This is a genomic window from Thiothrix sp. UBA5583 (genome assembly GCA_002425225.1).
In the GTDB taxonomy this organism is placed as follows: Bacteria; Pseudomonadota; Gammaproteobacteria; order Thiotrichales; family Thiotrichaceae; genus Thiothrix; species Thiothrix moscowensis.
Genome location: DILV01000038.1, coordinates 19090 through 34242, shown reverse-complemented (window position 1 = coordinate 34242; position 15153 = coordinate 19090). Strand labels below are relative to the sequence as shown.

General features: G+C 53.1%; 13 protein-coding genes. 8 read left to right on the top strand and 5 right to left on the bottom strand.

Features of this window, described 5'->3' with window-relative positions; genetic code table 11:
* Both B2U47_RS15720 and B2U47_RS15715 read left to right on the top strand, forming a co-directional pair.
* A complete protein-coding gene (locus tag B2U47_RS15720) occupies window positions 1-702 on the top strand; it encodes a prolipoprotein diacylglyceryl transferase (RefSeq protein WP_296674997.1) in 702 nt (233 codons plus the stop codon).
* Entirely contained in the window at window positions 692-2062 is a 1371-nt protein-coding gene (locus tag B2U47_RS15715; RefSeq protein WP_296675002.1) for a radical SAM protein, read from the top strand. Before B2U47_RS15720 ends, B2U47_RS15715 begins: the two co-directional genes overlap by 11 nt.
* On the opposite strand, the gene B2U47_RS15710 is transcribed toward B2U47_RS15715, so the two are convergent.
* Entirely contained in the window at window positions 2063-2482 is a 420-nt protein-coding gene (locus B2U47_RS15710) for a secondary thiamine-phosphate synthase enzyme YjbQ (RefSeq protein WP_296675008.1), read from the bottom strand.
* 64 nt (window positions 2483-2546) lie between these two features.
* Between B2U47_RS15710 and gcvA the strand changes: the two genes are divergently transcribed.
* From gcvA to mltB, 6 genes are all read left to right on the top strand, one after another.
* Window positions 2547-3506, top strand: a complete 960-nt coding sequence (gene gcvA / locus B2U47_RS15705; protein ID WP_296675010.1) for a transcriptional regulator GcvA — start codon at window positions 2547-2549, stop codon at window positions 3504-3506.
* A gap of 330 nt (window positions 3507-3836) precedes the next feature.
* The gene (purL, locus tag B2U47_RS15700; protein ID WP_296675013.1) at window positions 3837-7733 is read left to right on the top strand and encodes a phosphoribosylformylglycinamidine synthase; all 3897 of its coding nucleotides are present in this window, start codon (window positions 3837-3839) and stop codon (window positions 7731-7733) included.
* Between the two features lie 6 nt (window positions 7734-7739).
* Window positions 7740-8555 (top strand): DUF3025 domain-containing protein, encoded by an 816-nt coding sequence (locus B2U47_RS15695; RefSeq protein ID WP_296675016.1) that lies wholly within the window; start codon window positions 7740-7742, stop codon window positions 8553-8555.
* Between the two features lie 94 nt (window positions 8556-8649).
* Window positions 8650-9837 carry a glycoside hydrolase family 18 protein gene (locus tag B2U47_RS15690; RefSeq protein ID WP_296675086.1) on the top strand — a complete coding sequence of 396 codons (1188 nt, stop codon included), beginning with the start codon at window positions 8650-8652 and terminating at the stop codon, window positions 9835-9837.
* Window positions 9838-9911: 74 nt separating this feature from the next.
* Entirely contained in the window at window positions 9912-10577 is a 666-nt protein-coding gene (locus B2U47_RS15685; RefSeq protein ID WP_296675019.1) for a hypothetical protein, read from the top strand.
* 91 nt (window positions 10578-10668) lie between these two features.
* Complete coding sequence (gene mltB, locus B2U47_RS15680) at window positions 10669-11826, top strand: lytic murein transglycosylase B (protein WP_296675022.1); 1158 nt, start codon at window positions 10669-10671, stop codon at window positions 11824-11826.
* Between the two features lie 58 nt (window positions 11827-11884).
* Here mltB and rapZ read toward each other — a convergent pair whose 3' ends face one another.
* The 4 genes from rapZ to B2U47_RS15660 all read right to left on the bottom strand — a co-directional run bounded on the left by rapZ (window position 11885) and on the right by B2U47_RS15660 (window position 15094).
* Entirely contained in the window at window positions 11885-12751 is an 867-nt protein-coding gene (rapZ, locus tag B2U47_RS15675) for an RNase adapter RapZ (protein WP_296675024.1), read from the bottom strand.
* 9 nt (window positions 12752-12760) lie between these two features.
* A complete protein-coding gene (locus B2U47_RS15670) occupies window positions 12761-13237 on the bottom strand; it encodes a PTS sugar transporter subunit IIA (RefSeq protein WP_296675026.1) in 477 nt (158 codons plus the stop codon).
* Window positions 13238-13240: 3 nt separating this feature from the next.
* Window positions 13241-13573: a ribosome hibernation-promoting factor, HPF/YfiA family gene (gene hpf / locus B2U47_RS15665; protein WP_296675029.1), complete on the bottom strand. Its 333-nt coding sequence runs from the start codon at window positions 13571-13573 to the stop codon at window positions 13241-13243.
* A 78-nt stretch (window positions 13574-13651) separates the two neighbouring features.
* Window positions 13652-15094 carry an RNA polymerase factor sigma-54 gene (locus tag B2U47_RS15660; protein ID WP_414717823.1) on the bottom strand — a complete coding sequence of 481 codons (1443 nt, stop codon included), beginning with the start codon at window positions 15092-15094 and terminating at the stop codon, window positions 13652-13654.
* Window positions 15095-15153: the final 59 nt, after the last annotated feature.

Genomic DNA, 15153 nt, shown 5'->3' with positions numbered 1-15153 from the left:
TTGATCATTCACTTTGTGTTCGACTTGTTGGCATTACTGAGTGGGGTGCTGCTCAGTGGGTGGTTTCGCCGTCGTTATGCATTGCAACTCCCAATGGGGCTTAGCCATTCGTCCCAACACCATTATTACCTGCTGGCTTTGTTACTGGGGTTGGCGGCGGGCAGCACCGCGTTCGGCACGCTCAACCTATACCTTGCCGGGCAGGGTGGTATTGCCAAAAGCATGTTGGGGGGTGTGTTCGGGGCGATTGTGGCGGCGGAAGTGTTCAAACATTTCGCCGGAATCCGCCAGTCCACCGGGCTGTATTTTGTCCCCGGTCTGATCCTGCTGATTGCGGTCGGGCGGGTAGGGTGCTTCCTCGCCGGGTTGCCGGATTTCACCTACGGGGTGGCAACCAGCCTGCCGTGGGGCGTGGATTTCGGCGATGGCATCGAACGGCATCCGGTGCAATTGTATGAAACCTTCACCATGCTGATTTTCCTCGCCGTGTTGTTGCTCAGCTATCCGCGCCAGCCCGTTTTCTGGCAACGACAGGGGTTTTACGTGTTTGTGCTGGTGTATGCAGGGCAACGTTTCGCGTGGGAATTCCTCAAGCCCTATCCACCCGTGCTGGCAGGTCTGAACCTGTTCCACTGGATCAGTCTGGCGCTGCTGGTGTATGCGCTGCTCATGCTCAACCGGAGTCAAGCCGATGTCGAATAAAGCCCGCCCCTACATCTTCTACGGTCAGACCCAATCGTTGTGTGAGGAATGCCTCGCGGTTGTGCCTGCCAAAATCCTGTTCCAGCATGGCAATGTCTACTACCAGAAGCGCTGTAATGAACACGGGGTGCAAAAGACGCTGATTTCCACCGACATTGAGTATTACAAGCGCTGCAAGGAATACCTGAAACCGGGCGACATGCCACAAGCCTTCCAGACCGAGATCAATCAGGGTTGCCCGCACGACTGTGGTCTGTGCCCCGACCACGAACAGCATTCCTGCCTGGCGCTGTTTGAAATCATCGACGAATGCAATATGCACTGCCCGGTGTGTTTCGCCAATTCCGCCCCCGGCATGGGCAACCCGCGCAGTATGGAAGACATCGAAACCATGCTGCAAACCCTGTTGGCGAGTGAACAGCAACCCGATCTGGTGCAAGTATCCGGCGGTGAACCGACCCTGCATCCGCAACTGATGGAGATCCTGCGCCGCCTCAAGGCCAGCCCGATCCGCCATTTGATGCTCAATACCAACGGCATCCGCATTGCTCGTGATCCGCATCTGGTGGAAGAACTTGCTACCCTCAAGCCCGGTTTCGAGGTTTACCTGCAATTTGATTCACTGAAGGCGCAGGCGCTGCAAAACATTCGCGGGCAGGATATGCGCAAGATTCGCCAGCAGGCACTGGAAAGGCTGGAGCAACACAACATTTCCACCACGCTGGTGTGCGTAATCCGCAAGGGTGTGAATGATGACGAAATTGGCGAGATCATCAACTTTGCCCAGCAGTGGCAATGCGTGCGCGGTATTACTTTCCAACCGGTGCAGGATGCCGGGCGCAATGAGGGCGACAAGCCGCAGAAGCGCATTACATTGAGCGAAATCCGTACCCGAATTATTGAAGCGGATAACCCGTTTGGCGATACAGACATGATTCCGCTGCCTTGCCACCCGGAAAACATTGCCATCGGCTACGGGATTAAAATGGGTGGGGAAATCGTACCCGTGACAGGTTTACTGCCACGTGAAGAACTGCTCAAAGGCGTGGATAATACCATTACCTTTGAAAAAAGTGCCGGGTTGAAAGACGCTTTCCTTAAACTGTTTTCGCTGGATGCGTGCAGCGAACAAACTACTGAAAACCTGCAAACCATGCTGTGCTGCCTGCCGCGCATCCAGAGCGAGGGGCTGACTTACGACAACGTGTTCCGCATTGTGATCATGGCATTCATGGACAAATATGACTTCGATATTGGCTCGGTGAAACGTTCCTGCACCCATTTTGTTGAGCCGAACGGCAAGATTTATCCGTTCGATACTTGGAACCTGTTTTACCGCGACAAGGTACGTGGAAAGTAATCATTCTCCGTAGATAGTGACAGTCAGTTTGCGTTGGAAATGCCCGTGGCGGTGTTCGTACAAGTACAATCCTTGCCACGTCCCCAAAGCACTTTGTCCGCGTGTAACCGGAATCGTCAGGTCGGTATGGGTCAATATGCAGCGTACATGCCCAGACATGTCATCATCCCCTTCATAATCATGCCGGTAGGCCGGGTCGCCATCAGGTGCCAGACGTTGCATGATCGTTTCCAGATCCTGCCGCACGGAGGGATCGGCATTTTCGGTAATGATCAGTGATGCGCTGGTGTGATGGATGAAAACATGGCACAAGCCGGTTTTGATGCCGCTTTGGCGGATCAGTTCGTCCATTTTGTCGGTAATGTGGTAAGTGCCGCGTCCGTGGGTGGCTATGCTTAAATTTTGTTGGTAAATACTCATGCTAATGCCGTGTATGATGTGGGGCTGCTTTTCCCTGAAAACAAAATGCAGGCATCATTGTATCATGTCACAGCAATTACCACCCTTGAACGCATTGCGTGCTTTTGAAGCTGTTGCCCGCCATTTGAGTTTCACCAAGGCGGCAGCGGAATTGAATGTTACCCGTGCCGCGATCAGTCACCAGATCAAGTATCTGGAGGATTTTCTGGGATTTGCGCTGATTGAGCGCAATAACCGTGCCGTTACGTTGAGTGCGGGAGCAGAAGCTGCCTTGCCCAAATTGCGTACCGGGTTTGATTGTCTGGCAGAAGCCGTTAGCCTGATGCGTGGCAGCAGGGCAGGGGAAAGCATTACGGTGTGGGCAGCCCCGTCGTTTGCGGCCAAGTGGCTGGTTCCGCGTCTGCACCGTTTTTCACAGCGTTACCCAGATGTAGACATGCAAATCAGCAGTGATGCCGGGTTGGTGGATAGTGATTTGCCCCAGGACAAACACTTGATGGATGCTTCTTTTCGCCAGCATGGGGTGGATGTCATGATCCGGTTTGGCTTGAACCAGCTAGGTGACAGCCGTGAGGAAAAACTGTTTCCTGTCTGGGCAGTGCCCTTATGTAGCCCGTTACTGATTAGCGACCGGCATCCTCATCCCTTACGCACCCCTGCCGATTTGGTATATCACACCTTGTTGCATGACGATACGGCTTATGCCGGGCATCCTCACTGGCTGACATGGCTGGCGTTGCAAGGTGTGGAAGGGGTAAAGGCAAACCGTGGCTTGCATTTCAATCAGGTTTCACTGGCACTGGATGCGGCGGGCGACGGACAGGGTGTTTTGCTGAGTCTCCAGCATTTGGCGCAACTGGATATTGATGCAGGCAAGTTGTGTATTCCGTTCAATTTGCCGATGCGGCTGGATCAGGCTTATTACGTGCTGCGGCGCAAGCAAACGGAATCTCGGCCTGCTGTCGATGCCTTTGTTGCCTGGTTGAAAGAAGAGGCTAATGCCCAGCTTGTTAAGCATGGTTAGCTTTTCTAACCATCGCGTTGAAAAATAGTAGCTTGTTTGCGTGGGCGGATATACCTATGATTTGTTGCATTGCAGCACACGTGGTTCTGTTCCTCTCTCCTCCTCCTAGCGAGAACCACCTGCATACGCCCGCAGCCGTGTAAGGATATTCCTCTCCTCCTCCTCTCTTCCTTGTTTTTGGCTGCGGGCGGCCTTTTTCTGTTCCCGCGCGTGCTTATTGGTTCTGCTTGTCAGGCGTGACGGGGATTGCAGGAAGTAACGAGGGGATTTTCTTGCTGCTTTTCGTTATCATACCTGCCTTGATGAACTGCCCCGTTGGTTGACCTGATTATGTTGATTCTCCCCGGTAGCGTTGCCCTTTCTGCTTTCCGTCGTGCCAAACTGCTTGATGCTTTGCAAACCGCCGTGCCTGTTGTCACTGGCCTGCAAGCGGAATATGTGCATTTTGTGCGTACATCTCGAGAACTGGATGCAGATGAACTCGCTCGTTTGCAAACACTGCTGACTTACGAAGAAGTGCAAGGCAGCCATGCTTTCAACGGAACCCTGTTCCTCGTTACCCCTCGGGTCGGCACGATTTCGCCTTGGTCAAGCAAGGCAACCGACATTGCCCACAACTGTGGTTTGAACTGGGTGGAGCGGATTGAGCGCGGCGTTGCCTACGATGTGCAAACCAGCATGGCGCTCTCTGACGCAGAACGTGCCCAGCTTGCCAAGTTGCTGCATGACCGCATGACCGAAATGGTGCTGTCTGACATGCAGGATGCCGTAGTTCTGTTCAGTGAAGCCGAGCCTGCACCCTTGCGCCATCTGGATATTTCCGGTGATGCTGTAGCAGCCCTACAAACAGCCAATGTGGACTGGGGTTTGGCGCTGTCCCCGGATGAAATTGATTACCTTGCCGAGAATTACGCCGAACTGGGGCGCAACCCGACCGATGTGGAACTGATGATGTTCGCGCAGGCCAACTCGGAACACTGTCGCCACAAGATTTTCAATGCCGACTGGATTATCGACGGACAGGAACAGCCCAAGTCGCTGTTCGGCATGATCCGCAACACTTATCAGCACGCCCCGGAAGGCATACTCTCCGCCTACAAGGACAACGCTTCGGTTGTCGAAGGTCCGTTGGCTACCCGTTTCCTCACCGACGTAAAAACCGGTGAATACCATTACACCAACGAGCCGGTGCACCTGTTGATGAAGGTGGAAACCCACAATCACCCGACAGCCATTTCCCCCTTCCCCGGCGCGGCAACTGGCTCTGGCGGTGAAATCCGTGACGAAGGTGCAACCGGCAACGGTTCCAAACCCAAGGCTGGCTTGTGCGGTTTTTCGGTGTCCAACCTGCGTATTCCCGGCTACCAGCAGCCGTGGGAAAAGGATTTCGGCAAGCCTGACCGTATCGTTTCCGCCCTCGACATCATGCTGGAAGGGCCGATTGGCGCGGCAGCTTTCAACAACGAATTTGGTCGCCCCAACATCGCGGGCTATTTCCGCACCTTTGAAATGCAGGCTCCCGGTGCGAAAGGCACGGAACTGCGCGGCTATCACAAACCCATCATGATTGCCGGGGGGATGGGCAATATCCGCGACGGCAACATCCAGAAACACGCCTTGCCGGAAGGTACGCCGATTGTAGTATTGGGTGGCCCGGTGATGCTGATCGGTTTGGGTGGTGGAGCAGCTTCGTCGATGGCGAGCGGAACCAGTGCAGAAAACCTTGATTTCGCCTCCGTGCAGCGTGGCAACCCCGAAATGCAGCGTCGCTGTCAGGAAGTCATCGACCGCTGTGTGGCGCTGGGGGCTGACAACCCGATCCTGTCCATCCATGACGTGGGTGCAGGTGGCATTTCCAACGCTATTCCCGAAATCATCAACGATGCTGGGCGTGGCGGGCGCATTGAGTTGCGTACCGTGCCCAATGATGAGCCGGGCATGTCGCCGATGGAAATCTGGAGCAACGAGTCGCAAGAACGCTATGTACTGGCGATTGCCGAAGAGCGTCTCGATACCTTCCGCGCCTTGTGTGAACGGGAACGTGCAATTTATGCCGTCGTCGGTACAGCAACGAAAGAACAGCAATTGCTGGTGGGTGATTCCCTGTTCGACAACTACCCGGTCGACCTGCCGATGAACGTGTTGCTGGGCAAACCACCGAAAATGCTGCGTGATGTGCATCATCAGACATTCCACAAGCCGGAAGTGGATTTATCCGGGGTTGAGCTGGCAGATGCTGTTGAACGGGTTTTGAGCTTGCCGACAGTCGCTTCCAAAGCCTTCCTGATTACCATTGGCGACCGTACTGTGACCGGCATGGTGGCGCGTGACCAGATGGTCGGGCCGTGGCAAGTGCCTGTTGCGGATGTGGCAGTTACCGCCACCGATTACACCACAAACTTCGGTGAAGCGATGGCGATGGGTGAGCGTACCCCACTAGCACTGGTTGATCCGGCGGCTTCCGGGCGTATGGCGATTGGCGAAGCGCTTACCAATATTGCCGCTGCGGAGATTGGCAATATTCGCAACATCCGCTTGTCTGCCAACTGGATGGCAGCGGCTGGCTATCCCGGTGAAGATGCTGCCCTGTTTGATACCGTGAAAGCGGTTGGGGAAGAACTGTGCCCGCGTCTGGGGCTTGCTATTCCGGTTGGCAAGGACTCGCTGTCAATGAAAACCGTCTGGCAACAGGAGGGTGAAAACCGCGAAATGATTGCGCCGTTATCCCTGATTGTGTCGGCTTTCTCACCCGTGCAGGACATCCGCAAGACACTGACGCCGCAATTGCGCACGGATCAAGGGGATACCGACTTGATTCTGGTGGATTTGGGCAAGGGTAAAAACCGCCTGGCTGCCTCTGCATTGGCGCAGGTTTACGGGCAAGTCGGGCATCATGCGCCTGATCTGGATAACCCGGATGCGCTCAAGGCATTTTTCGACACCATTCAGGATTTGCGTAACGAAAACCTGATCGTTGCTTATCATGACCGTGCTGACGGCGGTTTGCTGGCAACCTTGGCGGAAATGAGTTTTGCCGGGCATGTCGGGGTAACGGCTTGTATCGGCCAGTTCAGTGAAAGTCTGTTGCCTGCACTGTTCAATGAGGAACTGGGCGCGGTGCTGCAAGTACGGCATTGCGATACCGATGCCGTGATGGAAGCCTTCCGCGAATCTGGTCTGGGGCATTGCACGCATGTGTTTGGCGAGTTGAATGATAGCGATGAACTGGTGATCCAGTTTGGGCATGAAACCGTCTACCGCGCACCGCGTGCGACCTTGCAGAAAATCTGGGCGGAAACCAGCTACCGGATGCAGGCGTTACGCGACAATGCCGATTGCGCCACGCAGGAGTTTGTGCGGCTGGATGATGCACAAGACCCTGGCTTGCCGTTCAGTCTCAGTTATGAAGCAGACAAGGATGTGGCTGCACCTTACATCAGGACAGGGGTGCGCCCGGCAATGGCTATCCTGCGTGAGCAGGGGGTCAACGGGCAGGTGGAAATGGCTGCTGCTTTTGACCGTGCTGGTTTCAGGGCTGTCGACGTACACATGACCGACATTATCAGTGGGCGGGTCAGCCTGAAGGACTTCAAGGGGCTGGTGGCGTGCGGCGGTTTCTCTTACGGTGACGTATTGGGCGCTGGTGGTGGCTGGGCGAAAACCATCCTGATGAATCCGCGTGCCAGCGACGAGTTTGCAGCATTCTTTGCCCGCGAGGATTCCTTCGGCCTTGGGGTGTGCAATGGTTGCCAGATGTTCTCGCAGTTGCGCGACATGATTCCGGGAGCAGCGCACTGGCCGCGTTTCTACCGTAACCGTTCCGAGCAGTTTGAAGCCCGTTACTCAGCGGTTGAAGTACTGAAATCACCTTCACTGTTCCTGCAAGGCATGGACGGCTCACGCTTGCCGATTGCGGTGGCTCATGGGGAAGGGCGTGCAGTATTCGATGCCGATGTGGCTCCAGCAAGCGTGCTGGCGGAAGGGCTGGTGGGGTTGCGCTACGTCGATAACTATGGCAATGCGACCGAGCATTACCCGGAAAATCCGAATGGTTCACCGTTGGGTATTACGGGTGTGACTAGCGTTGACGGACGTTTTACCATCATGATGCCGCATCCTGAGCGCCTGTTCCGTGCTGTGCAACATTCGTGGAAGCCAGATGGCGTGCTGGGTGATGATGGTGCGTGGCTGCGGATGTTCCGCAATGCGCGGGTGTGGGTGGGGTAAATCCCCATGCCTGATGTTTGGAACTCGGCATTTGCCGACCTGCATCCCTGTTTTCAGCAGTTACAAAACGTGCGCTGCTGGCAGGGATGGGATAACTGGCCTGCCTGCGGGCATCTGGGCGGTATTTTGCCACAGGGATTATGTGCGCAGTCGGGTCAGCCGGTTTGTTTCCTGCCGCAGGATGACACCTTGCCGTTCCCTGAGCTGTATTACGAGGAGCGGATTTTTCAGCATGGCATCGTCGCTACCCGCCCCAATTGGCATGATTTCTTTAACTCCCTGATCTGGGGTGTGTATTCGCACACCAAAGTCATGATCAATGCCTTGCACGCGCAAGATATTCGCACGCAAGGCAAACCACGTACCCCGCAACGTGATGCCTTGACCATTCTGGATGAAAGTGGGGTCATTTTGGTGGCAACCCGGCGTGAATTGTTACAACTGGTGCAGGGTTTCTCCTGGGAAACCTTGTTTTGGCAGGAACGTGCGGCGTGGGGCAAGGAGATTGGCTGTTTCATCATTGGTCATGCCATGCTGGAAAAGATGCTGACGCCTTATGTCGGGGTGACAGCTCATGCCTTGCTGCTGGAAGTGAATAGCGGTTTTTTCGATAAACCGCTGGCAGTGCAACAGGCGCAGATTGACCGTATGGTCGCCAATGCGCTGAGCACGTCACGCTTGCTGGAACCCGATTACCTGACGCCTTTACCCATATTGGGGGTTCCGGGGTGGTGGGATAATGACATGCTGGCGTTTTACCAGAACAGCACGTACTTTCGTCCCAAACGTCGTGACCGAAAAGTTTCCATTATTACCGAATAGAATATTTCTGTTGCCTTGCATCCCATAAATACCAGCGTATCTGTGCCAGTCTGTCTATAAAGACAATATTTTTCCAATCAAGGCAAGATTCGTGATGTCAGGCAAACAGCAAGGTGTATCCATAAAGCAATTGGCGGTGTTATCCCTGTTTACTTTGGTGACGTATGCCTGTCAGGTGCAGGCAGACAAACCCTGGGTGACAGGTTACATCCCGGCTTATGCGCAAGGGCAGGGTGGCAGTATGCCCTTCATGGAACCGGAAGACTGGAAAATGCTGACTCATGTGGTACACAACTCGATAAGCATCAAACCCGACGGTAGCCTTGATTTTGATGCCAACCTGTTTTCTTCAGCCAATCGTGCAGCCGCTATTCGGGAAGCCCATCAGCAGGGGGTGCCGATTTTGCTGGGGTTGAGTGGCTGGATAACCAACTACCAGCAAGTGGTGAATGATGCCTCAGCTAGGACTGCGTTGGTGAATGGTCTACTTGCGGTGATGCGCGAAGGTTACGATGGTATTGATGTCGATCTAGAGCCCTTGACCGAATGGGGCAAGGAAAAAGCCGGAAATCCGGGCTACGTGGCTTTCGTCAATGAACTCCATGCTGCCATGCAGTCCTACAAGCCGCCCTTATCGGCGAAACCCTTGCTGATGGTGGCGATCATTGGACGTGATTGTGCGGTACTGACGGGGCTGGAAAGCAAGCTCGACCAGATTAACCTGATGTTGTATGACATGGCCAGCACTTGGGAAGACATGACTTGGCACGATTCTGCCTTGTACAGCGGCAAGGATGTCTATGCAGGTACTGACAAAAAGGTAGCTTCAGTTGAACGAGAGGTGGAAGCCTGCCAGCAGGCTGGGTTGCCTCGTCACAAATTGGGGTTGGGTATCAATCTTGAAACACGTTTGTGGATTGGGGGCGTATCGGAACCACGCCAAAGTTGGGGAATGTTGGCAGCAAAGCCGCGCCATTACATGACCTCCCCAGATGTACCTAAGGAAAGTTATGCTGACCTACTGAAAAAGTATTACAAACCGGAATACTACCAGTGGGATGACAGCGCCAAGGTTCCCTACCTGAAAATTGACAAGCCTGGTTCAAAGGAAGACATGTTCGTCTCTTTCAATGATGAACGCTCTGTGCAAGAGAAAGTGCAATACATGCGCAAAGCCGGTTTGGGCGGGTTGATGATCTGGAGTATGCAACTGGATTACCGCCCGGAACAGCCTGAAGGGCAACGCAGGCCAATCATGAAAGCCATCCGTGCGGCTTTCTAGCCAAAGGGATTATGATTGCCCGAATGCTTTTCTGTTATTCTAGGTCGCATAGATAGTTTATGTGGATCAGACTTATGAAAACATTACAAGGCAGCCTGATAATTGCCCTGTCACTGGCTGCGGGGGCATCACAGGCAGAGGGTACTTCTGAAGGCTTGGGCTTGATGCCGGGGCAAACAACTGCTTTGCCACCCCAACCTGTTGCCAGCATACCTGTACAGCCTTCAATAGCAGCGCAGCCGCAAGCCTTGACCTTTCCACCCAGTAGTCAGGTTGGCAATCAGATGCAGTACCCTGGAATAGGGCAAAGTGGTTTGCAGTTTCCGAATCAGGCATACATACAGCAGCAGCAAGCCTACCCTTATAGCTCCTATGGGAATTACTACGCTTATCCGGTGCAGTCCTATGCCTACCCTTATGCGCAGAATTATTACAATCCCTATGCCATGAATCGTATGTCGCCTTACGCCATGCGTCCTCCCGTCCCGCCACAGCCGCAGAAAAAAGAAGTTAAGCCGTGGGGAGATACCCGCTATATCTGGCCTGATTTCTATACGGATTTTACCGGAGATGTATGGGACAAAATGATTAATGCACCCTCTGATATGGGGTATATGCCGGGTGGCTGGCGCTTTCCATCCTTTAGCTCACCTGACCCTGTGACGGTTGGCGATGCTGTGACCAACCAGTTCCCCCCCATTATGGAAGAAGCAGGTAATTTCGTAAATTTTGCCAATTAGTCGGTATATTGGGGTATTATTTATCTTCGGGATAAGGGCGGAAGTGTGTGTTTCCGTTTTTTTATTATCGTGTCTATAACAGGAGGATTGGATGCGTCTGTCGAAGAGTGTGTGTCAGTATTTATTGCCGGTAGTGCTGGTGTCAGGTTTGGCTGCGTGTAGTCAGGCTCCGCAAAAGGACAGTGAGGGGGAAACTGTCGCCAAACCGAAAAAGCAGCAACAGCAGCAACAAAGTCAGTCATCGTCGCAAGGTGACAAGCAGCCGCAGGTGGTTAGTTATGGTGGACAGGGTGTTGGTAATTATTCTGCTGCCGGTTTAAGCGGGGATTTTGCCGGTAATGCCCAGTTAATTGGTTTTATTGAGAATCTGGCGCGTACCCGTGGTTTTGACCGCAATTACCTGTATGGGGTGTTTTCTCAGGTGCGTAACCGGGATGATGTAGCCCGCTTGTGGGCTAATGCCAGTTCCGACCCCGGTACGCCCAAGGGCTGGCACGCTTACCGTGACCGTTTCGTCAATGCAGCCAATGTTCGCCGTGGCGTGGAATTCTGGAACCAGTATGCACCGCATTTGCAGCGTGCCCAGCAACAATATGGCGTACCTGCGCAATACATTGTGGGCATCATGGGAGTGGAAACCCGTTGGGGGCGCATTCTGGGCAAGCACCGTGTGATTGATGCCCTCGCTACTTCCGCCATTACTAATCAACGCCGTAGCCAGTTTTTCTTTGAAGAACTGGAAAATTACATGCTGATGACCCGCAGCGAGCGTATGGATCCTTTGGCTCCCAAAGGTTCGTATGCTGGGGCAATGGGTTATGGTCAGTTCATGCCAAGCAGCTTCCATGCTTTTGCTGTCGATTTTAACGGTGATGGTGTACGTGATTTGTGGAATCCGGTGGATGCGATCGGCAGCGTCGCCAATTACTTTGCCAAGAACGGCTGGCAGCCGGGGGGTGAGGTCGCAGTGCCTGCGCAAGTCAGTTCCGATACCTATGCTAATGTGCCGGATGGTTTCAAGGTCAAGTATTCCATGGCAGACTTGCACAACATGGGGGTCGTACCCAAATACGGACGTGGTTCAGGCGGTCAGGTACATTTGTTGGCGCTGAGTACTGTACCAGGTGGGTACAAAGAACCGTGGGTGGGTTACAAAAACTTCCATGTGATTACCCGTTACAATCGCAGCAACTACTACGCGATGGCAGTGCATTTGCTAGCAGATGCCGTGCATAACCAGACGAAATAAGACTACAGGGGAGTGTTGCCGCAATGCAGCACTTTCCCCCTTGCAGTATTGCGCTGATTTAGCGCATGTAATTGAGTTCGCGGTGGCGCAAGATCACGCTTTCGCCCAATGCCGCGCGAAAGTGTTGGTAGAGTTTTTCCGTGATGTATACGGAGCGGTGTCTACCACCAGTACAGCCAATGGATATGGTCAGGTAGGCACGTTGGCAATTGTTGTCATGAGATGGCAGCCAACGATTCAGAAAGTCACGGATGTCGGCATACATCTGTTGCACGGTATCGTGTGTTTCCAGCCACTCAATAATCCCGGCATCCCGTCCGGTCAGGGTACGCAATTCTGGAACCCAGTAGGGATTGGGCAGACAACGGACATCGAACATGAAATCCGAGTCGGAAGGGGCTTCATTCTTGAAGCCAAATGACTGAAACATAAGTGAAAAATGGCGGTTTTCTGTCTGGCAGATACGCGCTTTCAGCATTCGCCCCAGTTCGTATACACTGGTGTGAGACGTATCCACCCGCAAGTCGGCATCCGCAGCCAGAGGAGCCATAAGCGATGTTTCCAGTGCGATGGCCTTGTCTAGTTCCTGTATTTCACCAGCCAGTGGATGGCGACGACGGGTTTCGTTGTAACGCTTGCGCAGGATTTCCTGATCAGCATACAAATAAACAAGCTGGGTGTTGGGAACGCGCTGGCGGATACGCTTGATAATGCCTGGTGTATCCAGCAGGCTATCGCGCCCCCCGCGAATATCAATGCCAATAGCCAGATAAGGCTGGCGTGCTATCTGGGCAGTTCCCAGCAGCGCTTCCAGTAATTGTGAGGGCAGGTTGTCGATACAGTAATAACCATTATCTTCAAGCGTATGCAGGGCGAAACTCTTACCTGCTCCTGACATACCGCTGATGATGACAATTTGCTGCATAATCGGGCGTCAGGCGGCGATACGTTGTTCGGGAGGGGAAAACAGGACAGCCAGATAATCCATCAAACTGGAGGGACTGTGCAACTGTTCAAGCTGTTCCATCGTGGATTTGTGTTGCAATACGCCCGCAAGTTCAGTGATAAGATCGGCATGACTGCTTTCCCGGTTATTAGGAACCAGCAAGGCGACAAACAACTGTACGGGCTTTTTATCTGGTGCATCCATCCCGATGCCTTCCTGCAACAGCAACAGGGCAGCAGACGGTTTGGAAATTGGCAGGCAAGCATGGGGAATGGCAACGCCATTCCCCAATGTGGTACTCCCCAGCTTTTCCCGGTTGATCAAGGCATCAAAGACGGTTTTAGTGCTGATGCCTGACTGGGCATTGGCTAGCATGGTGGCGAGCCGCTCAATCGCGCGTTTTTTGCTGGAAACTTCCGTTTCACAGGCTATACGTTCCGGGGAAAAGAGGGAGAGGATGTCCATGGATCAGTCCGCAGCAACCGCTGAAGCCATATGACCTGACTCCTGACGATGATGGTTTTTCAGTTTTTCCTTGTGTTTGACAATTTGGCGGTCCAGCTTGTCGACTAGGGAATCAATGGCGGCATACATGTCCTCGGCGTGGGCATCGGCGAAGATGTGATTACCACTGACATGCAGGGTAGCCTCCGCCTTGTGGCGCTGCTTTTCGACTTCCAAAATAAAATGGATGTTCATTACCTTGTCGAAATGGCGCTTGAGGCGGTCAGACTTTTCACGAATATAAGTACTCATGGAGTCTGTCACTTCGAGATGATGACCAGTGATTTCTAATTGCATATGCAAGCTCCTTTTTTCAGGTCATGGTAGAAACCACTCTCCTGCCTGACGCTCAGGCGCCTTGGCAGGGGAGATGGTTCAGCACGGAACCAATGTTTTCCGTTCATGGGATGAAGGGATGGACATTGCTTCACGATATTTGGCGACAGTGCGCCGTGCCACGTTGATGCCTTGCTGTTTAAGCATGTTGGTCAACTGGCTATCACTTAACGGGGATGCGGAACTCTCCTCTGCAATCAGCTTTTTCAGCATGGCGCGGATTGCGGTTGATGAACAACTGGAGCCGGTATCGGTGTCGATCTGGCTGGAGAAAAAGAATTTGAGTTCAAATACACCTTGCGGGGTGTGCATGTATTTGTTGGTGGTAACGCGGGAGATGGTGGACTCGTGCATTTCTAACTCTTCTGCAATATCCCTGAGTACAAGCGGCTTCATGGCCTGATCTCCATATTGCATGAAAGCAGCCTGACGATCAACTATTGCTTTAGCAACGTTCAGCAGGGTGGTGTTGCGGCTTTCCACGCTACGAATCAGCCAACGTGCCTGTTGCAGGTTATTCTTGAAATAGCTGGTGTCAGCGTCACTTTTTGCCTGCCCCAACAGGTCAGCATAAAACTGGTTGACTTGCAGGTTCGGGGTCACTTGAGCATTTAACGTAACCACCCATTGTCCTTTGATCTTGCGCACAAACACGTCAGGAACAACATAATCAGGAGAAGATGCCGAATACGCACTCCCTGGTCTTGGTTGCAGGCTGCGTAGTAGCAGGATCATCTCCTCCAGTTCATTTTGTTCTATTTTTAGTCTCTTCTGTATTTCTTTATAGTCGCGCCGTTCCAGCAAGTCCAGATTTTTTTCAACCAGTTGGCGAGTTTTGTACAAGAGCCGACTTTCGGGCAGCGCTGCCAGTTGCACCAGCAGGCATTCCCGCAGGTCACGGGAACCAACCCCGATAGGATCAAGGTGCTGGATAAACTTGAGGACGACCTCGACATCTTCTAGTTCAATCGGGAGTTCCTGGCTGAGTAAGGTAAAAATGTCTTCCAGCGAGTCGCATAGATAACCAGCTTCATCCAACGAACGGATGATGGCATCGGCAATTTGCTTGTCGATGGCGGTGAGGTTGCTCATGCGGATTTGCCATAACAGATGTTCCTGCAAGGCTATATCGGCAGCTCCCTGGTTTTCAAGGAAACCGCTGTTGTCACCACCACCCTCGTTATGGCTACTGCTGCGGGTATCGTAGATGTCTTCCCAATCAGCATCCAGATTGAGGTCATCGGGGATGTCCTGATCCATGCTTGGGGCAGTGTCGTTGCCAGTTTCAAAGTCCTCGGTGGCTTCTATTTTGCCTGTTTCATCATGGTTGGGAGATTCAGCAATGCTGGTAGCAGCGTTTTCTGGATATTCTTCGGCAATTTCCAGCAGGGGGTTTTCTTCCAGTGCCTGTTGTATTTCGTTTTGTAGTTCCAGCGATGACAGTTGCAGCAAGCGGATAGCCTGTTGCAATTGAGGGGTCATAGAAAGTGTTTGACCCAGCCGAAGATCAAATCCCTGTTTAAGCATTATTCTTGTTATTC